At 71.2% G+C, this 23243-nt stretch carries 21 protein-coding genes; 3 read left to right on the top strand and 18 right to left on the bottom strand.

Annotated elements, in window-relative coordinates:
• Window positions 1–29: 29 nt before the first annotated feature.
• From EU555_RS02870 to EU555_RS02820, 11 genes are all read right to left on the bottom strand, one after another.
• Window positions 30–1655, bottom strand: a complete 1626-nt coding sequence (locus EU555_RS02870) for an ABC transporter substrate-binding protein (protein ID WP_135412954.1) — start codon at window positions 1653–1655, stop codon at window positions 30–32.
• Between the two features lie 249 nt (window positions 1656–1904).
• Window positions 1905–3089: an acyl-CoA dehydrogenase family protein gene (locus EU555_RS02865; RefSeq protein WP_135412953.1), complete on the bottom strand. Its 1185-nt coding sequence runs from the start codon at window positions 3087–3089 to the stop codon at window positions 1905–1907.
• Entirely contained in the window at window positions 3082–4194 is a 1113-nt protein-coding gene (locus EU555_RS02860) for an LLM class flavin-dependent oxidoreductase (RefSeq protein ID WP_135412952.1), read from the bottom strand. The genes EU555_RS02865 and EU555_RS02860 overlap by 8 nt, the downstream gene beginning before the upstream one ends.
• Before the next feature lie 301 nt (window positions 4195–4495).
• Window positions 4496–5269, bottom strand: a complete 774-nt coding sequence (locus EU555_RS02855) for an ABC transporter permease (protein ID WP_205820745.1) — start codon at window positions 5267–5269, stop codon at window positions 4496–4498.
• On the bottom strand, window positions 5266–6027 hold the full coding sequence (locus EU555_RS02850; protein ID WP_135412951.1) for an ABC transporter permease: 762 nt from the start codon (window positions 6025–6027) through the stop codon (window positions 5266–5268). Before EU555_RS02850 ends, EU555_RS02855 begins: the two co-directional genes overlap by 4 nt.
• Window positions 6024–6869, bottom strand: a complete 846-nt coding sequence (locus EU555_RS02845) for an ABC transporter ATP-binding protein (protein WP_135412950.1) — start codon at window positions 6867–6869, stop codon at window positions 6024–6026. Before EU555_RS02845 ends, EU555_RS02850 begins: the two co-directional genes overlap by 4 nt.
• Window positions 6870–6878: 9 nt before the next feature.
• Window positions 6879–7862 (bottom strand): ABC transporter substrate-binding protein, encoded by a 984-nt coding sequence (locus tag EU555_RS02840; RefSeq protein WP_135412949.1) that lies wholly within the window; start codon window positions 7860–7862, stop codon window positions 6879–6881.
• Between the two features lie 45 nt (window positions 7863–7907).
• Window positions 7908–8519, bottom strand: a complete 612-nt coding sequence (leuD, locus tag EU555_RS02835) for a 3-isopropylmalate dehydratase small subunit (RefSeq protein WP_135412948.1) — start codon at window positions 8517–8519, stop codon at window positions 7908–7910.
• Window positions 8519–9916, bottom strand: coding sequence for a 3-isopropylmalate dehydratase large subunit (gene leuC / locus EU555_RS02830; RefSeq protein ID WP_135412947.1), 1398 nt, complete (start codon window positions 9914–9916; stop codon window positions 8519–8521). The genes leuD and leuC overlap by 1 nt, the downstream gene beginning before the upstream one ends.
• A 10-nt stretch (window positions 9917–9926) precedes the next feature.
• Complete coding sequence (locus EU555_RS02825; RefSeq protein WP_135412946.1) at window positions 9927–10823, bottom strand: isocitrate lyase/PEP mutase family protein; 897 nt, start codon at window positions 10821–10823, stop codon at window positions 9927–9929.
• A 332-nt stretch (window positions 10824–11155) separates the two neighbouring features.
• A complete protein-coding gene (locus EU555_RS02820) occupies window positions 11156–11926 on the bottom strand; it encodes a GntR family transcriptional regulator (RefSeq protein WP_135412945.1) in 771 nt (256 codons plus the stop codon).
• Between the two features lie 80 nt (window positions 11927–12006).
• Here EU555_RS02820 and EU555_RS02815 point away from each other — a divergent pair, with 80 nt between their 5' ends.
• Both EU555_RS02815 and EU555_RS02810 read left to right on the top strand, forming a co-directional pair.
• Window positions 12007–13248 carry a CaiB/BaiF CoA transferase family protein gene (locus EU555_RS02815; RefSeq protein WP_135412944.1) on the top strand — a complete coding sequence of 414 codons (1242 nt, stop codon included), beginning with the start codon at window positions 12007–12009 and terminating at the stop codon, window positions 13246–13248.
• Window positions 13249–13347: 99 nt separating this feature from the next.
• On the top strand, window positions 13348–14268 hold the full coding sequence (locus tag EU555_RS02810) for a hydroxymethylglutaryl-CoA lyase (RefSeq protein WP_135412943.1): 921 nt from the start codon (window positions 13348–13350) through the stop codon (window positions 14266–14268).
• 207 nt (window positions 14269–14475) lie between these two features.
• Here EU555_RS02810 and pnp read toward each other — a convergent pair whose 3' ends face one another.
• Both pnp and rpsO read right to left on the bottom strand, forming a co-directional pair.
• Entirely contained in the window at window positions 14476–16647 is a 2172-nt protein-coding gene (gene pnp / locus EU555_RS02805) for a polyribonucleotide nucleotidyltransferase (RefSeq protein ID WP_135412942.1), read from the bottom strand.
• A 228-nt stretch (window positions 16648–16875) separates the two neighbouring features.
• Entirely contained in the window at window positions 16876–17145 is a 270-nt protein-coding gene (gene rpsO / locus EU555_RS02800) for a 30S ribosomal protein S15 (protein WP_048427462.1), read from the bottom strand.
• Between the two features lie 611 nt (window positions 17146–17756).
• Here rpsO and leuS point away from each other — a divergent pair.
• Entirely contained in the window at window positions 17757–20273 is a 2517-nt protein-coding gene (gene leuS / locus EU555_RS02795; RefSeq protein ID WP_135412941.1) for a leucine--tRNA ligase, read from the top strand.
• Window positions 20274–20379: 106 nt separating this feature from the next.
• Here the strand turns inward: leuS and EU555_RS02790 are convergent, their stop codons facing one another.
• From EU555_RS02790 to EU555_RS37665, 5 genes are all read right to left on the bottom strand, one after another.
• The gene (locus tag EU555_RS02790) at window positions 20380–20583 is read right to left on the bottom strand and encodes a helix-turn-helix domain-containing protein (RefSeq protein WP_135412940.1); all 204 of its coding nucleotides are present in this window, start codon (window positions 20581–20583) and stop codon (window positions 20380–20382) included.
• 104 nt (window positions 20584–20687) lie between these two features.
• Window positions 20688–20882 carry a toxin-antitoxin system HicB family antitoxin gene (locus tag EU555_RS02785; protein ID WP_135412939.1) on the bottom strand — a complete coding sequence of 65 codons (195 nt, stop codon included), beginning with the start codon at window positions 20880–20882 and terminating at the stop codon, window positions 20688–20690.
• 277 nt (window positions 20883–21159) lie between these two features.
• Window positions 21160–21969, bottom strand: coding sequence for an exodeoxyribonuclease III (locus EU555_RS02780; RefSeq protein WP_135412938.1), 810 nt, complete (start codon window positions 21967–21969; stop codon window positions 21160–21162).
• Between the two features lie 17 nt (window positions 21970–21986).
• A complete protein-coding gene (locus EU555_RS02775) occupies window positions 21987–22925 on the bottom strand; it encodes an outer-membrane lipoprotein carrier protein LolA (protein ID WP_135412937.1) in 939 nt (312 codons plus the stop codon).
• 202 nt (window positions 22926–23127) lie between these two features.
• The coding region (locus EU555_RS37665) for a DNA translocase FtsK (protein WP_425375084.1) at window positions 23128–23243 on the bottom strand (116 nt) is incomplete at its 5' end.

The following is a 23243-nucleotide window of genomic DNA, read 5'->3' as shown; positions in this document are numbered from 1 at the left end:
TCTCGCGCCTCAAGCCGGCCGGTCACCGGTCATTCACCTTTCGTCGCGGTGTAGTAGCTGGCATAGGCGATGCCGTTATAGGTCTCGCCCTTGAGCTTCGGCGACTGGACGTAGATGCGCTGGACGATCTGTGTGCGCGGGATGAAGTAGCCCTGGTCGAGGACGTATCGCTGCAATTCGTCGAGGAGCGGGTCGCGCGCCGCGATGGTCTTGGCGCCGGCGATCCTGTCGCGCAGGTCGTTGATCGTCGGGTCGCCCTCGCCCAGCGCGAACCAGTTCTCGCCGTTGTTGGCGCTGGTGAGGATGCTCGCCACCGTGCCGGCGTCGATGAAGCTGCGCGTCACCTCGTAGGCCGGCACCGCCGGGCCGCCGAACTGCACCTTCTGGCCGAAGGTCACGACGTCGTAGGCGCGGATCTCGACCTTCCAGCCGAGCCGGCCGAGCTGCTGGGCGATCAGCTCGTCGACCGCCTTCGCCGTCGCGAGATAGGGGTTGGCGTAGAGGGTCAGCACCAGCGGCTTGCCGCCCTTGGCGCGGATCCCGCCGCGGCCCTTGACCCAGCCCGCCTCGTCGAGGAGCCGCTCGGCCTTGCCGGGATCGTAGGCGAGGCGCGCGCTCTGGTCGGTCGCGCCCGGCACGTTGCTCTGGATGAACGAGGTCGCGGCCTTCCAGTCCGGCGTGTAGACCGTGTCGAGGATCTCCTGGCGGTCGATCGCCGCCTGGAGCGCCCGGCGCACCCGCACGTCATCGTAGGGCGCAAGCTTCGTGTTGATCGCCCAGCCGTTGACGAAGCCGAGATAGCGCGGCGTCGCGACCGTGAACCCGGCCTCCTTCAGGGATTTCAGCTCCTGCGGCGAGGCGTTGTAGGCGACGTCGGCCTGGCCGGACTGGACGGCGGCGACCCGCAGCGAGGGCTCCCCCACCACCTTGTAGGTGATCGACTCGATCGCGGCCGGCCCGGTCCGGCCGACCGCCTGCGGGCCCCACGCGTAATCCTTTCGCCGAACCAGCCTGACGAAGTCGCCCTCTTTCCAGGCCGCGACCAGGAACGGACCGCTGCCGGCGGTCCGGGCGAGATCCGCCTGCTCGGAAGCGGGCCGCGCCAGGGTCTTTGGCGAGATCAGGATCGAGCCGTGATAGCCGAGCGTCGGGATGAAGCCGAGGGTCGGCGCCCTGAACACGACCTTCACGGTGCGCGCGTCGATCGCCTCGGCGCGCTCGTAGGTCTTCGGGAACAGGCCGATCGGGTTGATGCCCTCCTTGATCCGGCCGGCATGCCAGATGTCGAGGTTGGCGACGACGGCGCTCGCGTCGAGCGGCGTGCCGTCCGAGAAGGTCACGCCGTCACGCAGGTGAAGGGTGAACTCGGTGGCGTCGGCATTCTGCTCCCAGCCCTTGGCGAGCCACGGGCTGACCTTGCCGTCGGCATCGACGTAGACGAGCTTGTCGGTGACGTGGCCCCAGATGTGGCCCTGGAAGCTCGAGATCGCGCTGTTGTTCGGGATCCAGGTCGGCCCGAGCGAGTCGATCAGGAAGACCACGTCGCCGCCCGGGCGCGGCTCGCCGGCCGCGAGGGCGGGGGCGGCGCCCGCGAGCGCCAGCGCGGTGGCGGCCGCCAGCAGCCGGCGGCGTGACGGGACAAGGGGTTCGATCATCGCGGGTTCCTGAAAGTCTGATTGGATCGATCGATAGGTTTCATCCCACCCGCGACCTCATCCTGAGGTGCCGCCATAGCGGCGTCGAAGGAGGACTCCAGAAGTCTTTGTGATCCCTGAAGCCCCCGTTCGAGGCTCGTTTCACTCGCGCCTCAGGATGAGGTCGCGGGTGGGATAAGAAGAGCCGCCCGATGCCGCGCCCTACCAGCCGATCTTACTGTGAAAGCCCTGGCGGCCCCGTCGCGGGAGTCACGCCGCCGGCAGCCGGTCCACGGGCGGGGCTTGATCGGCGGCGGCCCGGGCGAAGGCGGTCCGCCCGAGGAGCGCGACCACCGTGTCCTCCTGGGGGGCATGCACCAGCACCGACTGGACATCGCGAAAATGCCGCTCCAGCCCGGTGTCGCGGCTCAGGCCCGGATTGCCGAGTGCCCCGACGGCGAGCTGCACCGCCTGCTTCACCTGCCGGCCGGCGAGGAGCCGGGCCCGCAGGAGCGTGTCGGGCTCAGGTTTGGCCTGGTCGAGGGCGCCCACGATGATCTGGCGCGCGCCACCGACCAGGAGGTCGATCTCGCCGGCGAGCGCCGTGAACCGCTCGGTGCGGGCGATCGGGTAGCCGAGATTGGCCGGGACGCGGTCTTCCGCGAAGGCCAGGAACGCGTCCCGCGCCGCCTCGGCGACGCCGAGATAGAGGGCGGTGACCACGAGGGTCAGGGCCGCCTGGGCGCGGTTGTCCTGGCCGGCGATGTCGGCGGGGACGAGCCCGATCACGTCGTCGTGCGGGATCTCGACCTCGTCGAAGACGACGTCGTGCGAGCCGCTCGCCCGCAGGCCGAGGCTGCTCCAGCTCTCGACGATGCGGATGCCCGGCGCGCTGCCCGGCACCACGAAGGTGCCGACCCGCTGCGGGGGCTCGTCGGTGCTCGCCCAGACGAGGAGGTAGGACAGGCCCTCGCAGCCGGTGACGAAGCGCTTGGTCCCGCTGATCGACCAGCCGCGCGCGGTCCGGCGGGCGCGGGTCCGCGGCAGGCCGCCGCGCGCCGGAGAGCCGAGCTCGGGCTCGCCCCGCGCGGCGTTGAGGAGCACCGGGCCGCGCTCGCCCTCCGCCAGGACGCGCCGGTAGAGCGGGTCCGGCCACAGGCCCGCGAGCGCCTGCTGGCGGTGGGCGAAGAGCGTCATCAGGCTGATGAGCGCGACGGAGGGGTCGCCGCGCCCCAGAGCCGCGGCGAGCCGGGCGAGGTCGCCGAGGGAGAGGTCGCGCCCGCCATAGCGCGCCGCCACGCTCAGCCCGAGCAGGCCGGCCTCGTGGACCGCCCGGATGCCGTCGTGCGGGAAGGACGCCGCGGCGTCGGCCGCGGGCGCGGCGGCCGCGAGCCGTGCGACGGTGCCGGACAGGTCGATCCCGGCGACGACAAGCTCGTCCGAAGGCTCACGCATAGGCGCGGGTCCCGGCGCGGGTCTCGGGATTGCGGGCGCCGAGCCCGTCGCGGACCAGGGGCAGCACGTAGCGGCCGTAATCGATCGCGTCGTTGAGGTTGTCGTAGCCGCGGATCGAGATCAGCTCGGCGCCGAGATCGACGTAGTCGAGGATCGCGTCGGCGACGGTCTGGGGCGAGCCGACGAGGGCGGTCGAGGCGCCGCTGGCATTCGTCGCCGTCACGGTCGGGTACCACAGGGCGCGGTCGTGGACGTCGCCCCGCGCCGCGATGGCGAGCAGGCGCTGCGAGCCGACATTGGCCGGGCGGGGGGCCGCCGCCGGCGCCCTGCCGAGGCCCTTCGCGCGGTTGGCGTTGAGCGCGTCGAGGGTGCGGTGGGCCTTCGCCCAGGCGAGCTCGTCGGTCTCGGCGACGATCGGCCGGAAGGTGACCCAGATGCGCGGCCGGTCGGTGCGGCCGGCGCGGGCCGCCTCGGCGTGGATGCGGGCGATCTGCTCGCGGGTCTCGGCGAGCGGCTCGCCCCAGAGCCCGAAGATGTCGGCATGGGCGCCGCCGACCCGGTAGGCCGCGTCGGACGAGCCGCCGACCGAGACCGGGATCGTGCCGGCGACCGGCCGGACGGCGTTCCGGAACTGCCGGAACTGGTAATACGTGCCGTCGAAGTCGAACGGCTCGGCCGAATGCCAGGCGCGGCGCAGGATGCGGATGTATTCCTCGAGCCGCGCGTAGCGCTCCTCCTTGCCGAGGAAATCGCCCTCGCTCGCCTGCTCGGCGTCGCTGCCGCCGGCGATGAAGTGGACGACGACCCGCCCGCCGCTCAGCTGGTCGAGGGTGGCGAGCGCCTTGGCGGCCACCGTCGGGTAGAGCGTGTTCGGCCGCAGCGCGATGATGATCTTGATGGTCTTCGTGTGCGCCGCGATCGTTGCGCCGATCGTGAACGGATCGAACGACGAGGAGGCGTAGGGAACGAGCGTGTAGTCGAAGCCGTAATCGTCGAGGGCCCGGGCGTAGCGCACGAGGAACGCCGGATCGATCGTCGGGTCGCGCACCGGATGGATCTCGTTCGACGGATTCGCGAACGTCACGCTGATGAATTCGGCTGGCACGGCCGCCCCGCTTCCAATCTTGCTGTATTCGCAATGATACGGGGGCCGAAGCGGCAGCGTAAGACAGGATTTTCCTTATTTTGCGCTGCGAAAGAAAACAACTTCCAAAGTTTTCGCGGTTGGTGGATCGAAGCGGGGCCGGCACGGTGCGGAGCCTGGTCGCGGGAGGGGGCGGCCGGGCGACAGGACGGCGCGCCGCGGACCGGGCCGGGTCACGCCATCACCATCGAGGGGATCGCGCCCCGCCGGCGCGAGGCCGACGATCGGGCGCAGTCCCCGGGCGGACGTCGCGCCGGGCACCTCACGGCCGGTGGATGAACCGCCTGTCGAGCCACAGCAGCACGCCGTTCGCCGCCACCGCCACGACCACCAGCATCAGGATCACGGCCGTCGTCTGCTTCACGTTGTGCAGGCTGATCCCGTTGACGATCAGGAAGCCGAGGCCCCGCTGCGAGGCGAACATCTCGCCGACGAGGACGCCGAGCAGCGTGAGCGAGAACCCGACCCTGAGGCCCGTGACGATCTCCGGCAGCACCGCGGGGGCCAGCACCGTGCGGATCGTGTCGGCCTGGCTCAGCCGCATCGCCCGGGCGGTGCGGATAAGCACCGGGTTGATGCCCTTGACCGCCGTCAGGGTGAACAGCGTGATCGGGATCACCCCGTGGATCACCCCGAACGCCACCTTGGCGCCGAGGCCGAGGCCGAAGATCAGCAGGATGACGGGATAGAGCGTGACCTTCGGGATCGCGTAGAGGCCGGACAGGATCGGCTCGGCCACCTCGCCGGCGAAGCGGCGCAGGCCGAGCACCAGCCCGAGCCCGATGCCGAGGGCGGCCGAGATCGCCAGCGCCCCCGCGAAGGCGGTGAGCGTGGCGGTCGCGTGCGACCAGAATCCCGCCGTCGCGACGAGGCCCGACAGGTGCCGCAGGGCCTTGAGCGGCGAGGCGATCGCCGCCTCGCCGGCGTAGGCATGCAGTGCCTGCCAGGCGCCGATCGCGATCACGGCGGTGACGACGCCGTCGATCAGCCAGGACTGGCGCGCCTCGGGGGCGGGGAGCGTGGCGGGACCGCTCACGCGCGTGCGCGCCGGCGCATCAGGCGGCCCTCCCAGGCATGCAGGGTCATGTTGAGGCCGGTGACCACCACGAGCACGAACAGCATCAGCGCGTACATCGTGCGGTTCTCGAAGCCGTCATAGGCGTACGCGATGGCGTGGCCGAGGCCGGCATCGGCCAGGATGAACTCGCCCGCGATGATGCCGATGAAGGCGTAGGCGAGCGCGAGCTTCACGCCGGTGAGCAGGTAGGGCAGGGCGCTCGGCATCACCACGTGGGCGAGGGTGGCGAGCCGCCCGAGCCGGTGGACCTGGGCGGTGCGCATCAGGACGCGCGGCACCCGGTCGAGCCCGTTGAGGGTCGAGAGGATCATCGCCGGCACCCCGAACGCCATGCCGAGCACGATCAGCGGCACGCTGTTGAGGCCGAAGATGGCGACGAAGAGCGGGTAGAAGACGAAGGTCGGGATCGAGTAGTAGGACGCCAGCAGCGGGTCGAGGCCGCGCCGCAGGCGGGGCAGGGCGTGGACCGCGACGCCGAGGGCGAACCCGATCGCGATCGACAGCACGAGCGCGATCGCCACCGTCGAGAAGGTCCGGGCGATGTCGCCGGCGAACTCGCCCGAGGCCAGCATGGACCAGAGCGTGGCGATCATCTCGCTCGGCGGGATCAGGGTCAGCGGGTTGACGAGGTGGAGCCGGCAGACCGCCTCGAGCAGCAGCACGAAGCCGGCGAGCCAGGCGATCCGGGTCAGGGCGATCGCGCGCTCCCGCGTCATGGCACGCTCGTCTTGCGGCTGGACGACTTGCCGATGGCCTTGAGCGATTCCTCGCGCAGGTGCGACCACAGCCGGGCGGTGATCTGGCCGAAGCGCTCGTCCGCCACGATGCGGCTGTCGCGCTCGCGCGGCCAGCCGGTCTCGACGATCTCGATGAAGCGGCCGGGCCGCGACGACATTACGCCGATGCGGTCCGACAGCATCGCGGCTTCGTCCAGCGCGTGGGTGATGAGGAGCACCGTGGCGCCGGTCTCGCGCCACAGGCGCAAGAGCTCGTCGCCCATCAGCAGGCGGGTCTGCTGGTCGAGCGCCCCGAACGGCTCGTCGAGCAGGATCAGGCGCGGCTGGGTCACCAGCGTGCGGGCGATGCAGACCCGCTGGCGCATGCCGCCGGAGAGCTGCGCCGGGTAGGCCCCGGCGAAGTCGGAGAGGCCCATGAAGCCGAGCGCGTAATCGACCCGGCGCGCGATCTCCGCCCCGTCCATGCCGGCCCGGCGCAACCCGAAGGCGACGTTGTCGCGGACAGACAGCCAGGGGAACGAGGCGTCCTCCTGGAAGACGATGCCGACGCCGTCGGGCACGCCGTCGACCGGCGCCCCCTCGAAGGTGACGGTGCCGGCATTCGGCCGCCCGAGGCCGGACAGCACGTCGAGGAGGGTGGACTTGCCGCAGCCGGACGGGCCGACGACCGAGAAGAACTCGCCCTTGGCGAGGTCGAGGTCGAGGGGCCCGAGGGCGGCGAGCCGGCCGTAGACGCGGGTGACGCCCCGCAGGGCGGCGTGGGTCTCGCGCGCGGTCGCGGGCATCCCGCCGCCCGGGTCGGCGAAGGCAACGACGGCCATGTCGGCTCCCTACTGCGTGGCCTGCAGGTCTTTCGGCAGGAAGGACGGGTCGACGACCTGCTTCCAGTCGACCGGTCCCTTGAGGCGGCCGACGAGCTTCATGCCGTCGAGCATGCGGTTCATGTTGTCGTAGTGCAGGCGGCCGTCGCCGAAATACTCGAAGCCGACGAAGTGCCGAAACACCTCGCGATAGGTCTTGGGATCGCCGCTATAGGCCTTGGCGACGATGTCGGCCGCCTCGTCCGGGTTCGCCTTGATGTAGGCGACGCCCTCGCGCCGCGCCTCGATCAGGGCGCGCAGCTTGTCGCCGCCGGTCCTGGCGAACTCCGTCGTGGTGATGCCGACGGTCTGGGTCAGCGCCGGGTTCATGCAGTCCTTGGCCCAGAACGCCGCCTTGACCTTGCCCTGGTTGCCCGACCACAGCGGCTCGCCCGACATCGCCGCGTCGACCGCGCGGTTGAGCACCGCCGACAGGTTGGCGCCGAGGTCGCCGGCGGCCACGAGCTGCAGATCCTTCTGCTCCAGCCCCGCCTTCTGCAGGCAGTTGAGGATGATCATGTTGGTGACGGAGCCGGGCGCCGTGTAGGCGATCTTCTTGCCCTTCATGTCGGCGAGGGATCCGACCTTGCCGTCCGGCTGGGTGATCCAGAGGATGTCCTCGACGCTCTCGACGCCGCCGCTGATGATCTTGATCGGCTGGCCGGACTGGATCGCCAGGATGGCGGCCGGCAGCGCGACCTCGCCGAACGGCACCTCGCCGGCCAGCGTGTTGCGCACCGAGGTGCCGCCGCCGGCCGAGGTCAGGAAGCCGGTGATGTCGAGGCCGCGCTTCTTGAAGAAGCCCTTCTCGAGGGCAACCGCGTAGGGCGCGCCGTAGAAGGCCGACCCCCAGTGGGTGACCGTGATGGTCTCGGCGCGGGCGCCCGAGGCGGCGAGGCCCGCGCCGGCAAGCAGCAGCCCCAGGGTCGCGGCGCGCAACGTTCTCACGATCATCGGTTCTCTCCCTGTCCGGCCGGCGTCGTTCGTTCGAAGGGGCGCCTACCCGGCGGCCCAGATCCAGGGCCGCGCCGCGCGGTCGCGCGCCTGCCAGGCCGCGATCTCGTCGTCGCGCCGGAGCGTGGCGCCGATCTCGTCGAGGCCCTCCAGCAGGGCCTGGCGGCGCTGCGGGTCGACCGTGAAGGCGATGACCGTGCCGGACGGCGCTCGCACCGCGCGGGCGACGAGGTCGACCGCGACCGGCGCGCCGGTCGCCGCCTCGGCGGCGAGCCGGTCGATCACGTCCTTCGGCAGCACGACCGGCAGCAGGCCGTTCTGGAAGCAGTTGCTGAAGAAGATGTCGCCGAAGCTCTCGGCGATGACGACGCGCAGGCCGAGGCCCATGAGCGCCCAGACCGCGCCCTCGCGGGAGGAGCCGCAGCCGAAGTTGCGCCCGGCGATCAGGATCGGCGCGCCCCGAAAAAGCGGACGGTCGAGGACGAAATCCGGATCGGGACCGCCCTCGCGCCGGGTGCGCAGGGCCTCGAAGGCGTAAGCCCCGAGTTCGCCGCGGGGCACGCCAGTCAGCCGCTCGATGCGGATGATGACGTCGGTGTCGACGTTGGCCGCGAGGAACGGGGCGGCGGGGCCGGAGACTTCCGTGAAGGGCCGCATCAGATCCGCCTCACGTCGGTGATGGCGCCGGTGACGGCCGCCGCGACCGCCATGGCGGGGCTGGCGAGGTGGGTGCGCGCGCCCGGCCCCTGGCGCCCGACGAAGTTGCGGTTCGAGGTCGAGACCGCCCGGGCGCCTGGCGGCACCCGCTCGCCGTTCGCCGCCACGCAGAGGCTGCAGCCCGGCTCGCGCCAGGCGAAGCCGGCCTCGCGAAACACCCGGTCGAGCCCCTCGGCCTCGGCATCGCGCTTGACCTGCTCGGAGCCCGGCACGACCCAGGCGGTGACGCCCGGCGCGACGCGCCGCCCGCGGGCGAGGGCGGCGGCCTCGCGCAGGTCCGAGAGGCGGGAATTGGTGCAGGAGCCGATGAACACCCAGTCGACCGGCGTGCCGGCGAGCGGCCGGCCCGGCTCGAGGCCCATATAGGCGAGCGCCGCCCGCCAGGCCTCGCGCCGCTCCGGGTCCGGCGCCGCGCCCGGATCGGGAATCGCGGCGTCGATGGCCATCGCGTGCTCGGGGCTGGTGCCCCAGGTGACGGTCGGCGTCACGTCGGCGACGTCGATCACCTCCTCGCGGTCGAACGCCGCGTCGGGGTCGCTCGCGAGGCCCCGCCACGCGGCGACCGCGCGGTCGAACAGGGCGCCTTTCGGGGCGAAGCGCCGGCCCTCGACATAGGCGAAGGTCGTGTCGTCGGGCGCCACCATGCCGATCTTGGCGCCGAGCTCGATCGACAGGTTGCAGATCGTCATCCGCCCCTCGATGCCGAGGGCCCGGATCGCCGAGCCGGCATATTCGACGGCGAAGCCGGTGCCGGCGGCGGCGCCGAGCCGGCCGATCAGGTGCAGGATCAGGTCCTTCGGGGCGATGCCCTGGCCCAAGGCCCCCTCGAACCGCACCCGCAGGCGCTTCGGCTTCCGCTGGCGCAGGGTCTGGGTCGCGAGCGCGTGGGTCAGCTCCGACGAACCGACCCCGAAGGCGAGCGCGCCCAGCCCGCCATGGGTGCAGGTGTGGCTGTCGCCGCAGATCAGGCTGACGCCCGGCAGGGTGATGCCGAGCTCCGGCCCCATGACGTGGACGATGCCCTGGCCGACCTGGCCCAGATCGAAATAGTGCAGGCCGGCTTCCGCCGAGCGCGCCTTCAGGCCCGACCAGAGCGGCGCTCCGGGGGCGTAGCTCTCGCCGGTCCGGCCGGGGGCGCTCGACACGGCGTGGTCGGCGGTCGCGAAGGCGAGTTCGGGGTTGCGGACCTTCAGGCCCCGCGCCGCCAGGGCCTCGAGCCCCGCCGTGCCGGAGAGGTCGTGCAGCAGGTGGCGGTCGATGTGGAGCAGCGACCAACCGTCTCCCAGATCGGCGACGACGTGCGCGTCCCAGAGCTTGTCGAGGAGGGTCCGGGCCATGTGCCGGCGCCTACTCGGCCGCCGCGGCGTGGGCGGGCGGTTCGTCCTGCGTGTCGCGGAACTGTGTCCGCAGGCCTTCCCATCGGTCGGCGCCGAGGCGGCGGAAGCGCTCGCGGATCGCCGGCGCGCCGGCGGAGCTGGGCGGCGCATTCGTCTCCTTGAGCGTGGCGAGCGCCGCGTCGAAGGCCTCCATGGCGGCTCCAAACAGGAGGCTCGGCAGGATCGCGAGCCGGTAGCCCATCTCCTGCGCCCCCGGCATGTCGATGTCCGGCGTCTTGCCGCCGCGCACCACGTTGAGGAGGCACGGTCCCTTCACGAGGCGTGGCACCGCCTGCATCTCGTCGAGGGTCTCCGTCGCCTCGACGAAGGCCATGTCGGCGCCGGCGGCCAGCGCGAGGTTGGCCCGCGCCACCGCCTCGTCGAACCCGGCGACGGCGCGGGAATCGGTGCGGGCGATGATCAGGAAGTCCGGGTCGCGGCGGGCCGCCACGGCGGCGCGGATCTTGGCCACGAACTCGTCGCGCGGCACGATCTCCTTGCCGTCGAGATGGCCGCAGCGCTTCGGGCTGACCTGGTCCTCGATGTGCAGGCCGGCGACCCCGCGCATCTCGTAGTCCTGCACCGTGCGGGTGACGTTGAGCTCGTTGCCGTAGCCGGTATCGGCGTCGGCGATCACCGGGATCTCGACGGCGCGGGCGAGAGTGCCGGCATTGGCCGCCATCTCGCTCATCGTCACGATCCCGAAATCCGGGTAGCCGAGGGCCGCCGCGGTGCCGGCGCCGGTCATGTAGACCGCCGGAAAGCCCGCCTGCTCGATGAACTTGGCGGTGATCCCGTCATAGGCGCCGGGAGCGACGATCATATCCGGGCGCGCGAGGAGCGCGCGCAAGCTTCGGGCCTGACCCATCCGTTCCTCCCTGACCGGGCCGCGGCCCGCCGCCCCATCGTCGTGAGGCCCGCATCGGCGCTGAAGGCGCCCGATGCCCTGCTTGGTGCAGTTGTCCGGACAGGCTACTCCCTGTAACGGGTCTGTCAATGGCGTTTTGGCGGGATGTTAGGGCCTCGGGGCCGGCCGCCGCAGCGGCCGATCCCTCCCCATCGTCCCACCCGCAACCTCATCCTGAGGTGCTGGGCGATCTGCGATCGCCGGTCACCTCAGGATGAGGGCGCGGATGGGATGGGGGGTGCATCTCCGCGATATGTCTGCATGCGGGCGGCATCGGCCGACCGAGAGCTGGCTTACGCCCGCCAATCCCCCCGCCGGATCCGCGTCGTGTACCGGCATTCCTCGCCCGGATGCCAGTTCACCGAGGCCAGCATGATGCCGCCGCTGATGTCGTAGTAGCGCCGCACGAAGCGCATGGCGGGTGCGCCGCGGGGGCGCTTGAGGGCGCGCGCGACCGGGGGCGGCATCGGCCGGGCCGAGATCTCCTGCAGCGCCTCGGCGATCAACTCGCCCGAGCGCGCCTCGACGAGGCCGTAGACGGCGCCGCCGACCTCGCGCAGGTCGGTGAGCAGGCTCGCGAACCGGGCGTGCACGTAGACGCTGACGAAGCAGATCATCGCGTCGCGCTCCGCCGTCCAGCGCACGCCCTCCGCCCTGAGCCAGGACGAGCCGGCCGGGGCCTGCACGAAGCCCGCGACCTCCGGATCGATCTGGATCATCCCGAGGGACGCGACCTCGAAATGTGTGTCGCGGGCGTACTCGAACATGTCGGCGAGGTCGTCGAAGACCTGCGCGTAGCCGGGATGGGCGGAGGTCGCGATCACCGTCGAACCGGCACCCTGGCGCCGCTCCACGAGACCCTTCTCGACGAGCTTGCGCAGGGCCTCGCGCACCGTGAAGCGGCTCGCCTCGAAGCGGGCGCACAGGGCCGTCTCGGTCGGCAGGGTCGTGCCGAGCGGATGCAGGCCGGCCCGGATCTCCTCCTGGAGCACCCGCGCGATCCGCTCGTTGAGCGGGCCTGCCTCAGCGAGGCGCTCCTGCGCCCCCACCACCCTGCCGGACAAGATTCCCTCCGCGTTCGCAATCGGCCACTTGTCCAGACAAATCTGCCCGATTAGGCTTTGACGAACAAGAGGGACGCCCGATGAGCCAGACCACGGAACCTGCCGCTGCGCCAGCCCTGTCGGACCTGCGCGTCCTCGAGATGGGCCAGCTGCTCGCCGGTCCGTTCTGCGGTCAGCTGCTGGCCGATTTCGGCGCCGAGGTGATCAAGATCGAGCAGCCCGGTGCCGGCGACCCGATGCGAGAATGGGGCCGCGAGAAGCCGCACGGCCAGTCGCTGTGGTGGCCGGTGATCGCCCGCAACAAGAAGTCGATCGAGATCAACGCCCGCGAGCCGGCCGGCCAGGACCTGATTCGTCAACTCGTCGCGCGATCCGACATCCTGATCGAGAACTTCCGGCCCGGCACGATGGAGAAGTGGGGGCTCGGCTACGACGCGCTCTCTCAGGTCAACCCGAGGCTGATCATGATCCGCGTCTCCGGCTACGGCCAGACCGGGCCCTATTCCCAGAAGGCCGGCTACGGCGCGATCGGCGAGGCGATGGGCGGGATGCGCTACGTCGCGGGCGACCCCTCGCACCCGCCGTCGCGCGCCGGCATCTCGATCGGCGATACGCTGGCCGCCACCTTCGCCTGCGTCGGCGGGCTGATGGCGCTCCACGCCCGCACCCGCACCGGGCGGGGCCAGGTCGTCGACAGCGCGATCTACGAGGCGGTGCTCGCCGTGATGGAGAACCTCGTCACCGAGTACGACAAGACCGGCTACATCCGCGAGCGCACCGGGGCGATCCTGCCCAATATCGCGCCCTCGAACGTCTATCCGACGAAGAGCGGCGTCTACATGTTGATCGCCGCCAACCAGGACAGCGTGTTCCGCCGCCTCGCCGCGGCGATGGGCCGGCCGGAGCTCGCCACCGATCCGCGCTACGCCACCCATACCGAGCGCGGGAAGCGCCAGGCCGAGCTCGACGATCTGATCGCCGCCTGGACCGCCACCTTCGCGCGCGAGGAGCTGGGCCGCATCCTCGACGAGGCCGGCGTGCCCCGCGGCGACATCTATCGCGCGCCCGAGATGCTGGAGGACGCCCATTTCAAGGCGCGCCAGACCATCGTCGACGTCGCCCACCCGCTCTTCGGCAATCTCAAGATGCAGAACGTGGCGCCGCGCCTCTCGGCCAATCCGGGCCGGGTGGTCACCGCCGGGCCGGAACTCGGCCAGCACAACGCCGAGGTGTTTCGCGGGCTCCTCGGCCTCGGGGAGGCGGAGGTCGCGCGGCTGGTCGAGGCGCGGGTGATCGGCGGCTCGTCGCGCGAGGCGGCGTGATCAGGAGATCAACGCCTGCCGGGCGAGCGCACAGGCTATCGTAGGCCGCCACCCTGTCCCGGGCCCGGGACGGGGCATGTGGCAAGTGGGAGGACCGACATGACCGCACGACGCCCCACCGCCATCGACATCGTCGAGGTCGGCCCCCGCGACGGGTTGCAGAACGACAGCCGCCATCTCTCGACCGAGGCCAAGGTCGAGATGATCGCCAAGCTCGCCGGAGCGGGCCTGCGGCGGATCGAGGCCGCGAGCTTCGTCAACCCGAAGCGCGTGCCGCAGATGGCCGATGCCGAGGCGGTGCTCGCCCGCGTCGTCGACCTGCCGGGGGTCAGCGTCTCGGGCCTCGTGCTCAACGGGCGCGGCTTCGAGCGGGCACTCGCCGCGGGCCTGCGCGAGATCAGCTTCGTGGCGGTCGCCACCGACACGATGGCGGCGCGCAACCAGGGCACGACCGCCCGCGGGCTGGTCGAGACCTGGGCCGGGATCGCGAAGCGCGCCGAGGCCGAGGGCCTCTTCCGCTCGGTCACGATCGCGGTCGCCTTCGGCTGCCCGTTCGAGGGCGAGGTGCCGCTCGCGCGGGTGATCGAGATCGCCCGGGCGCTCGCCGAGAGCGGTGCCGACGAGATCTCCCTCGCCGACACGATCGGCGTCGCGACGCCGCTTGCGGTCGAGGAGCGCTTCGCGGCGCTCAGCGAGGCCGTGCCCGGCCTGCCGATGCGGGCGCATTTCCACAACACCCGCAACACCGGCTACGCCAATGCCGACGCGGCGCTCCGCTCCGGCGTCACGGTGCTCGACGCGAGCCTGGGCGGCCTCGGCGGCTGCCCGTTCGCCCCCGGCGCCACCGGCAACATCGCCACGGAAGATCTCGTCTCGATGCTGGAGCGGGACCGCGTCGCGACCGGGGTCTCGCTCGAACTCCTGCGCGACGCGACCCTCTGGCTCGAGGGCGAGATGGGGCGGCGCCTGCCGGCCCACGGCGCCCACGTCTCGCCCTGGCCCCGCGTGCTGGCAGCCTGACCTCAGTGAAGGCCCCGGCCGCCTCGGCGGAACCGCGTCGCGCGATCCGTCACCGGGACTATCCCTCCCGGAGCCTCGCGAACGCGCCCATGCCGGGCGATGCACGAAAAAAGCGCGGCCCGAGGAGGACCGCGCTTTTCGTCTCATCGCGGCGGAGATCCGTCGGACCTCCGCTCAGGGCATCAGACGATCCCTGGCATCAGGCGATCACTCGCCGGCGCGGGACTGCTTCTCGCGGGTGCGATCGGCGTCGCGCTGGGCCTTCAGCTTCTCGGTCAGGTCCTCGCCGGTCGCTTGATCGACGACCTTCATCGAGAGGCGGATCTTGCCGCGCTCGTCCTGGCCGAGGAACTTCACCTTCACCTTGTCGCCTTCCTTCACCACGTCGGTGACCTTGGCGACGCGCTGGGCGGCGAGCTCGGAGATGTGGACGAGGCCGTCCTTGGCGCCGAAGAAGTTGACGAAGGCGCCGAACTCCATCGTCTTCACGACCGTGCCCTCGTAGATCATGCCGGGCTCGGCCTCCGCCACGATCGAGCGGATCCAGTTGTAGGCCGCCTTGATCGCCTTGCCGTCGGACGAGGCGATCTTGACCACGCCGGTGTCCTGGATGTCGATCTTGGCGCCGGTCTTCTCGACGATCTCGCGGATCACCTTGCCGCCGGTGCCGATCACTTCCCGGATCTTGTCGGTCGGGATCTGCATGGTCTCGATGCGCGGCGCGTGCTCGCCGAGCTCGGGACGGGCGGCGGTCAGGGCCTTCGCCATCTCGGCGAGGATGTGGGCGCGGCCGTCCTTCGCCTGGTCGAGGGCGACCCGCATGATCTCCTCGGTGATGCCGGCGATCTTGATGTCCATCTGGAGCGAGGTGATGCCCTCCTCCGTGCCGGCCACCTTGAAGTCCATGTCGCCGAGGTGGTCCTCGTCGCCGAGGATGTCGGACAGGACCGCGTAGCGCTCACCCTCGAGGATGAGGCCCATGGCGATGCCCGCCACCGGACGGCGCAGGGGCACGCCCGCATCCATCAGCGACAGCGAGGCGCCGCAGACCGAGGCCATCGAGGACGAGCCGTTCGACTCGGTGATCTCCGACACGACGCGGATCGTGTAGGGGAATTCGTGGGCCGGGGGCAGCATCGGGTGCACGGCGCGCCAGGCGAGCTTGCCGTGGCCGATCTCGCGGCGGCCCGGCGAGCCCATGCGGCCGGTCTCGCCCACCGAATAGGGCGGGAAGTTGTAGTGAAGGAGGAACGTCTCCTTGTAGGTGCCCTCGAGCGCGTCGATGAACTGCTCGTCGTCGCCGGTGCCGAGGGTCGCCACCACCAGCGCCTGGGTCTCGCCGCGGGTGAACAGCGCCGAGCCGTGGGTGCGGGGCAGCACGCCGACCTCGGCGAGGATCGGGCGCACGGTCTTCACGTCGCGGCCGTCGATGCGGGAACCCGTGTCGAGGATGTTCCAGCGGACCACCTTCGACTGGGCCTCCTTGAAGGCGGCCTTGATCTTCTCGGCCTCGAAGCGGGCCTCGCCCTCGGCCGGGGCGAGCGCGGCCATCACCTTCGCCTTCACGGCGTCGACGGCGGCGTAGCGCTCCTGCTTGATCGTCTTCTTGTAGGCCTCGCGCAGCTCGGCCTCGCCGACCTCGAGCACGGCCTGCTCGACCGCCGAATTGTCCGCCGGCTGGAAGTCGCGCGGCTCCTTGGCGGCCTTCTCGGCGAGCCGGATGATCGCCTCGATCACCGGCTGGAAGTGCTTGTGGCCGAACATCACGGCCCCGAGCATCACGTCCTCGGGCAGCTCCTTGGCCTCGGACTCGACCATCAGCACGGCGTCCTGGGTGCCGGCGACGACGAGGTCGAGGGTCGAGCCCTCCATCTCCTGGATGGGCGGGTTGAGCTTGTACTGGCCGCCGACATAGCCGACGCGGGCGGCCCCGATCGGGCCCATGAACGGCACGCCCGAGAGGGTCAGCGCCGCGGAGGCCGCCACCATGGCGAGCACGTCGGGATCGGTCTCGAGGTCGTGCGAGAGCACCGTGACGACGACCTGGGTGTCGTTGCGCCAGCCCTCGACGAAGAGGGGGCGGATCGGCCGGTCGATCAGGCGGGAGACCAGGGTCTCCTTCTCGGAGGGACGGCCCTCGCGCTTGAAGTAGCCGCCCGGGATGCGGCCGGCGGCGTAGGTGCGCTCCTGGTAGTTCACCGTGAGGGGGAGGAAGTCGATGCCGGGCTTCGGCTCCTTCATCGACACCACGGTGGCGAGCACCGAGGTCTCGCCGTAGGTGGCGACCACGGCGCCGTCGGCCTGGCGGGCGACCTTGCCGGTCTCGAGCACGAGCTTGCGCCCGCCCCACAGCAGCTCTTCGCGTTGAACGTCGAACATGTGCGTCATGCCTTCCTGCGGTCCGGGAGGGCGGCGCCAGCGCAAGACGGCGAGGGGCTCTGTCAAGAAGCCACCGGCGATCCTGCCCTGGCGGTCGCGGCCCGCGTATCCCGCGGGTCCCGGAAGTGGGGCGGCCGGACCCATTCCGGCCCACCCGGGACGGGGGAGCCTCAAGGCCCACCCGCAAAAACGCGGCCCGGGCCGGTGCCCGAACCGCGAAGGTCCGCCTTAGCGGCGGATGCCGAGGCGCTCGATGAGGGCGCGGTAGCGCGCCTCGTCCTTGCGCTTCAGGTAGTCGAGGAGCGACCGGCGCTGCGACACCAGCTTGAGCAGGCCGCGGCGCGAGTGGTTGTCCTTGGTGTGGGTCTTGAAGTGCCCGGTGAGGTTCTGGATCCGCTCGGTGAGGATCGCGACCTGCACCTCCGGCGAGCCGGTGTCGGTCCCGCCGCGGGCGTGTTCCTTGATGAGCGCGGTCTTGCGCTCCGCCGTGATCGACATCGCGTGTCCTTTCCGGTGTGTCGGGTCGAAAGATGCGCGACCCCTCAACGGGGCCACCTCCCGCACGAGGCTCGGCCGGGCCGGGATGTCGTCCAGCGCGGTCTGCCAAGGCGAAAAACCTCGCCGTGCGAGGGCGAGGGTGGCGCAGCCTATACACGATCCTTCGGACCTTGCCACTCCCGATCCGCCGGCCGGCCCGCGCGCGGTTTCGTCACGCCCCGCGCTGGACCAGGCCCGGCAGAAGATGTTTGTCCGAGCAACGGCTGTTCTTGGCAGAGCGGGCAACTTGAGGCACGCTCAGCGCCCGATGACGTTCACGCCCGCACCATCGACAGCCCGCAGGCTTGCGGAGCGACTTACCACCCTGGCTCCCTGACCGGAGCCGGCATGGCCGCCGCGCGTCGCGGTGGGCCCGTCGTTCCCCGCTGCGGACATCGCCCTGGTGAGCCAGACCCAGCCTGCATTCCCGCCCCCGCATCGCCGTCCGGCGCCCCGACTTCCCGGCGGCCGCCGGAGGACGGAGCGCCGGCGGCCGTAGCGGCTCCAGAACCACAGTTCATCCGGCACGGATCCCGCGCGCCCTCGGGGCGGCCGCGGGCGAGGGGGTGCGAATGCCCTACGACCCATCAACGATCGAACCCAAGTGGCAGGCCTACTGGGCGGAGAACCGGACCTTCCGGGCGGAGATCGACCCGGCCCGGCCGAAATTCTACGCGCTCGACATGTTTCCCTATCCGTCGGGGGCCGGCCTGCATGTCGGGCATCCCGAGGGCTACACCGCGACCGACATCGTGGCCCGGTACAAGCGGATGCGCGGCTTCAACGTGCTGCATCCGATGGGCTGGGACAGCTTCGGCCTGCCCGCCGAGCGCTACGCCATGCGCACCGGCATCCACCCCGCCGTCACCACGCAGCGGAACATCGCGACGTTCCGCGGCCAGGTGCGCCGCCTCGGCTTCTCCTACGACTGGGACCGGGAGATCGCGACCACCGACCCCGGCTACATGCGCTGGACGCAGTGGATCTTCCTCAAGCTCCACGAGCGCGGTCTGGCCTACCAGGCGGAGGTGCCGGTCAACTGGTGCCCGGCTCAGAACACCGTGCTGGCCGACGAGGAGGTGAAGGACGGGCGCTACGTCGAGACCGGCGACCCGGTCGTCCGCCGCCCGATGCGGCAATGGATGCTGCGCATCACCGACTACGCCGACCGGCTGCTCGCCGGGCTCGACGCGCTGGACTGGCCCGAGGGGGTCAAGGCGATGCAGCGCAACTGGATCGGCCGCCAGGAGGGCGTGGCAATCGCCTTCCCCCTGGAGGGCGGCCCCGGCACCCTCGTCGCCTTCACCACCCGCCCCGAGACCCTGTTCGGCGTGACCTGCTGCGTGCTGGCGCCCGAGCATCCCCTGCTGCCGGCAATCGCCGCGCCGGAGGCGCGGGCGGCGGTCGAGGCCTACATGGCCCAGGCCGGGTCGCTCGGCGAGGCCGCGCGGACCGATGCGGGCCGCCCGAAGACCGGCGTGTTCACCGGCGCCCACGCGATCAACCCGGCCAACGGCGCGCGGCTGCCGGTCTTCGTCGCCGATTACGTGCTGGGCGGCTATGGCACCGGTGCCGTGATGGGGGTGCCGGCCCACGACCCGCGCGACCACGATTTCGCCCGCGCCTTCGGCCTGCCGATCGTTCGGGTGGTGGAGGGCGGGACGGACAGCGAGGAAGCAGCCTATGAGGGCGACGGCCGGCTGCTGAATTCCGGCTTCCTCGACGGGCTGACGGTGGCCGAGGCCAGGCGGATGATGACGGCCTGGCTTCAGGAATGCGGCGCCGGCACGCCGAAGGTCACCTACCGCCTGCGCGACTGGCTGTTCTCGCGCCAGCGCTACTGGGGCGAGCCGATCCCCGTGCTGCACCTGCCCGACGGGTCGGTGATGCCGCTGCCGGAGGACAGCCTGCCGCTCCTGCCGCCGGAGCTCGACGACTACGCCCCCGGCACGGGCGGCGAGCCGCCGCTCGCCCGCGCGCAAGGCTGGGTGCGCACCACCGTCCCGGGCACGGGCGCGCCGGCGCTGCGCGAGACCAACACCATGCCGCAATGGGCCGGGTCGTGCTGGTATTTCCTGCGCTTCCTCGACCCGCACAACGCGAACGCCTTCGTGGACCCGGAGGCGGAACGCTACTGGATGCCGGTCGACCTCTACGTGGGCGGCGCCGAGCACGCGGTGCTGCACCTGCTCTACGCCCGGTTCTGGCACAAGGTGCTGTACGACCTCGGCCTCGTCTCCACGGACGAGCCGTTCCGACGGCTGTTCAACCAGGGCATGGTCCTGGCCCACTCGTATCGCGACGCGGCGGGCCGGTACTACGCGCCGGGCGAGATCACCGAGCGGGAGGGCCGATTCTATGCGGGCCCGCAGGAGGTGAGCCGGCAGGTCGAGAAGATGTCGAAGTCGCGCTTCAACGTCGTCAACCCGGACGACGTCGTGACGGAGCACGGCGCGGACGCGGTGCGGCTCTACGAGATGTTCATGGGCCCGCTGGAGACGGCGAAGCCCTGGCAGACGATGGGCGTGACCGGCGTGCGCCGCTTCCTGGACCGCGCCTGGCGCATCGTCTGCGACGAGAACGACGCGCTGCATCCGGCCGTCCGGGAGGTGGAGGCTCCCGCCGATCTCAGGCGCCTGCGCCACGCGACCGCAGCCGCCGTCACCGACGACATCGAGGCCCTGCGCTTCAACACCGCCATCGCCCGGCTGATGGAGATGGCCAATGCGCTGACGGGAGCGGCGGTGCGCCCGCGCGAGGTGGTCGAAAGCTTCGTCCTGCTGCTCGCCCCCTTCGCCCCTCACATCGCCGAGGAATTGTGGTGCACGCTCGGCCACGCCGGCAGCCTGGCCCACGCCCCCTGGCCGGCCTTCGCACGCGCGCTCGCCCAGGCCGAGAGCCAGGACTACGTCGTGCAGGTGAACGGCAAGATCCGCCACCGCTTCCGGGCGCCGGCCGGGCTCGACGCGGACGCGTTGCCCGAGGCGGCCAGGGCCGAGGCGCCCGTCGCGACGCTCCTCGACGGCAGGACGGTCGTGAAGGTCGTGGCGGTTCCCGGCCGGCTGGTGAACTTCGTGGTGCGTGGATGACGCTGAGGGACGCGGGATTCGTCACGCGGGAGGTCGAGAGCGAGATGGCGGACCGGTCAAGACGGCCGGGGGGAGGGGCGACGCGTGGCGTTCGCCCTCTTCGCCTTCAACACCGCTCGAAGGCGAACTCGATGCGCAGGCGGGCTCCCGTCGCCTCCGCGAACCGGCGCAGGGATGTCGTGGTCGGCGCCGCCTTGCCCGTCTCCCAGCGGGCCACCATCGCCTGCGACGTGCCGATGCGACGTGCGATTTCCGCCTGGGTCAGCTTGGCGGCTTGCCGTGCTGCCTCCATGGCGAAGGCCAGATCCATGGCCGGTGAGACCTCCTCGTAGGCAGCCTGGTATTCGGGGTCGGCGTGTCAGCGCTCGCGGATGTTCCGGAACGGGATCGGCATCACAGCCTCGGCACCGCGGCTCACCGGATCTCGTCGTCCGGCTCGGGCCGCACATCCGGCGCGCGATCGAGGATCGCCAGGGCGGCAGCGACATCAGCCCGCGCAGCGCTCTCGCGCCGCGTCCGCTGCTGATCGACGCCGTCGGTGATGGGGCCGAGGAGCGTCTGGTTCAGAGTTATACCCCGTTCCTCGGCCGCCGCCTGCGCCTGCTGCATGAAACTGTCCGAGTTTGAAGAGCGATCGATGCTCTGATCGGGGTGAAAACTCAGTCGCGCGAGCAAGTCGGATCGACTGACATCAAAACATTAGCCGCGTCGTTCCAGGGCCGCGCAGCGGAGTCCGGAACGATGTTGGAGCGTGCCACTTCCGCTGGGTGGCTCAACCTGATCTCTGCCGCCGCCCTAAGCAGAGTTGCATGGCGCAACTCTGCTTAGTTTCTTGTTTTTGCATCATTTTCACCGCCGAACCGGTGACCACTTCGGCGAATGATGCTCAGAGCTCCAGCTCCACCGTCACCGGCACGTGGTCCGACGGCTTCTCCCAGGCCCGCGTGTGCCGCGCCACGGTTACCGACTTCACCGTGCCGGCGAGGTCCGGGGTGACCCAGATGTGGTCGAGGCGCCGGCCCTTGTCGGCCGCCGCCCAGTCGGGGGAGCGGTAGCTCCACCAGGTGAAGATCTTCTCCGGCGGCGGGCGCAGGTGGCGCAGCGTGTCGATCCAGCCGGCCTCGCCCCGCAGGGTCTCGAGGCGCTCGGTCTCGATCGGGGTGTGGCTGACCACGTCGAGGAGCTGCTTGTGCGACCAGACGTCGTGCTCGAGCGGCGCCACGTTGAGGTCGCCGACGAGGATCGCAGGACCCGAGGGGCGCCGGCCGCCCCAGGCGCGCAGCTCGTCCATGAAGGAGAGCTTGTGGGCGAACTTGTCGTTGAGCTTTGGATCCGGCACGTCGCCGCCGGCCGGGACGTATAAATCGTGGATCGCGATGCCGGCGGCGGCCCCGGCCTCGGGCCCGAGCAGGGCCGAGATGTGGCGCGCGTCCTGGCGCTCGCAGAAGCTCATCACCTCGCGGGTGACCAGCGGGAGGCGCGAGAGGATCGCGACGCCGTTATAGCCCTTCTGCCCGGCGAAGACGACGTGGGGATAGCCGAATCCCTGCAGCTCCTTGAGGGGAAAGCGGTCGTCCGGGCACTTGGTCTCCTGGAGGCAGAGCACGTCGGGCTTCGCCTCGTCGAGGAAGCGGCGCACGAGGTCGATGCGCAGGCGGACCGAGTTGATGTTCCAGGTGCTGACGGTGAGGCGCAAGGTCGGGGACTCGACGGTTAGGGACGGGCCTGCTGCATCTTGGCCTCCAGCTCCTTGTCGACCGCCCGGCCGTAATTGATGACGAACAGCATGCCGTCGACGGCGCGGCCGCGCTGGAGGTTGGAGAGCAGCACGGTGGTCTGGTAGCCCTGCGGGTCGGTGATCCGCCACTGGCTCAAGGTCTTCATTGCATCGTCGAAGTAGAGCGCGATGCGCGAGGTCCCGCCGAGCGTCGAGCGGTCGTCGAGCGTGATGCGGATGCCGCCGGGCTCGGCCGAGACGTCGGTGACCGTAAGGTCGCGGGCGAGGTCGATCTTCTCGCGCAGCAGGAATTTCAGCGGCGTCTGCGAGATGAAGTAGAGGTCCTGGGTCGCGAGCTTGCGGTCGCGCACCGCCACCGAGGTGCCGTCGGCGATCACCTCGAGGGAAGAGGGCTGGTCGTAGTCGAAGCGCAGGCGGCCCGGCTTGGCGAGGGTGAGCTTGCCGCCGATCTTGCGCCCGTCGGCGCCGATCTGGACGAAGTTGCCCGTCAGCGTCGTGACGCCGTTGAAATAGGCATTGGCCCGCTCGATCACCGCGGCCGGGTTGGCGGGATCGACCGCCGCGGGCGTGGTCACGGCGGCGACCTGCGGGGCCGGCCGTCCCCCTTCGGCGGCCGGGACGGCGGCGGTCTCGACGGGCTCGGGCGACGGCGCCTTGCCGCCGCCGAGGGAGGCCGGCCGGCGCGGCGGCAGGGGCGCCCTGGCGGCGGAGGGCCCGGCCTGGCCGGCCGCCGGCGCCTGGGCCGGAGCGGCCTCGGGCGGCGCCTCGGGAACCGGGTCCTTGCGGCCGAACAGGCCGTCGAGGAACGACGATACCTGCGCCTTCGCGGGCGCCGCGCTCAGGAGGGCAGCGACCGAGAGCGCGGCACCGAAGGACGCCGCGCGGAGCGGGCCGGAGCGGGGACGGCCGTTCATCGGCAGGGTTCTCCGTGTGGGCGGACGGGAAGGGACGGGCTCGCGCCGGCACGCCGACGCCGCGCCCGCCCGGCTATGTGATGGATCGCGGGTCTTCGCCGAAACGCCGCACCCGGCCGGGCCGCCGCGAAGGCCCGGTGGCCCCATAGAGCCGTCCCCTGTGGCGAATATGCGACGGCGGGGCCGTTGACGCAGCGTCCGGTCACGCCTCCTCGCCTCCGGCCTGGGGGGCGGGCTCGATCAGGATCTCGCGCTTGCCGGCGTGGTTGGCGGGGCCGACGATGCCCTCGCGCTCCATCCGCTCCATCAGCGAGGCCG

The sequence above is a fragment of the Methylobacterium nonmethylotrophicum genome, assembly GCF_004745635.1.
Classification (GTDB): Bacteria; Pseudomonadota; Alphaproteobacteria; order Rhizobiales; family Beijerinckiaceae; genus Methylobacterium; species Methylobacterium nonmethylotrophicum.
Note: the sequence above shows the minus strand (reverse complement) of the source record. Positions and strands in the feature narration are given on the sequence as shown.

Excerpts from the sequence above, each read along its gene's own strand:
- leuS (WP_135412941.1), top strand. The coding sequence starts at position 17,757 with ATGCCCTACGACCCATCAACGATCGAACCCAAGTGGCAGGCCTACTGG.
- EU555_RS02840 (WP_135412949.1), bottom strand. The coding sequence starts at position 7,862 with ATGATCGTGAGAACGTTGCGCGCCGCGACCCTGGGGCTGCTGCTTGCC.
- EU555_RS02865 (WP_135412953.1), bottom strand. The coding sequence starts at position 3,089 with ATGCGTGAGCCTTCGGACGAGCTTGTCGTCGCCGGGATCGACCTGTCC.
- leuD (WP_135412948.1), bottom strand. The coding sequence starts at position 8,519 with ATGCGGCCCTTCACGGAAGTCTCCGGCCCCGCCGCCCCGTTCCTCGCG.
- EU555_RS02810 (WP_135412943.1), top strand. The coding sequence starts at position 13,348 with ATGACCGCACGACGCCCCACCGCCATCGACATCGTCGAGGTCGGCCCC.
- EU555_RS02785 (WP_135412939.1), bottom strand. The coding sequence starts at position 20,882 with ATGCAGCAGGCGCAGGCGGCGGCCGAGGAACGGGGTATAACTCTGAAC.
- EU555_RS02870 (WP_135412954.1), bottom strand. The coding sequence starts at position 1,655 with ATGATCGAACCCCTTGTCCCGTCACGCCGCCGGCTGCTGGCGGCCGCC.
- pnp (WP_135412942.1), bottom strand. The coding sequence starts at position 16,647 with ATGTTCGACGTTCAACGCGAAGAGCTGCTGTGGGGCGGGCGCAAGCTC.
- EU555_RS02825 (WP_135412946.1), bottom strand. The coding sequence starts at position 10,823 with ATGGGTCAGGCCCGAAGCTTGCGCGCGCTCCTCGCGCGCCCGGATATG.
- EU555_RS02850 (WP_135412951.1), bottom strand. The coding sequence starts at position 6,027 with ATGACGCGGGAGCGCGCGATCGCCCTGACCCGGATCGCCTGGCTCGCC.
- EU555_RS02790 (WP_135412940.1), bottom strand. The coding sequence starts at position 20,583 with ATGGATCTGGCCTTCGCCATGGAGGCAGCACGGCAAGCCGCCAAGCTG.
- leuC (WP_135412947.1), bottom strand. The coding sequence starts at position 9,916 with ATGGCCCGGACCCTCCTCGACAAGCTCTGGGACGCGCACGTCGTCGCC.
- EU555_RS02815 (WP_135412944.1), top strand. The coding sequence starts at position 12,007 with ATGAGCCAGACCACGGAACCTGCCGCTGCGCCAGCCCTGTCGGACCTG.
- EU555_RS02775 (WP_135412937.1), bottom strand. The coding sequence starts at position 22,925 with ATGAACGGCCGTCCCCGCTCCGGCCCGCTCCGCGCGGCGTCCTTCGGT.
- rpsO (WP_048427462.1), bottom strand. The coding sequence starts at position 17,145 with ATGTCGATCACGGCGGAGCGCAAGACCGCGCTCATCAAGGAACACGCC.
- EU555_RS02845 (WP_135412950.1), bottom strand. The coding sequence starts at position 6,869 with ATGGCCGTCGTTGCCTTCGCCGACCCGGGCGGCGGGATGCCCGCGACC.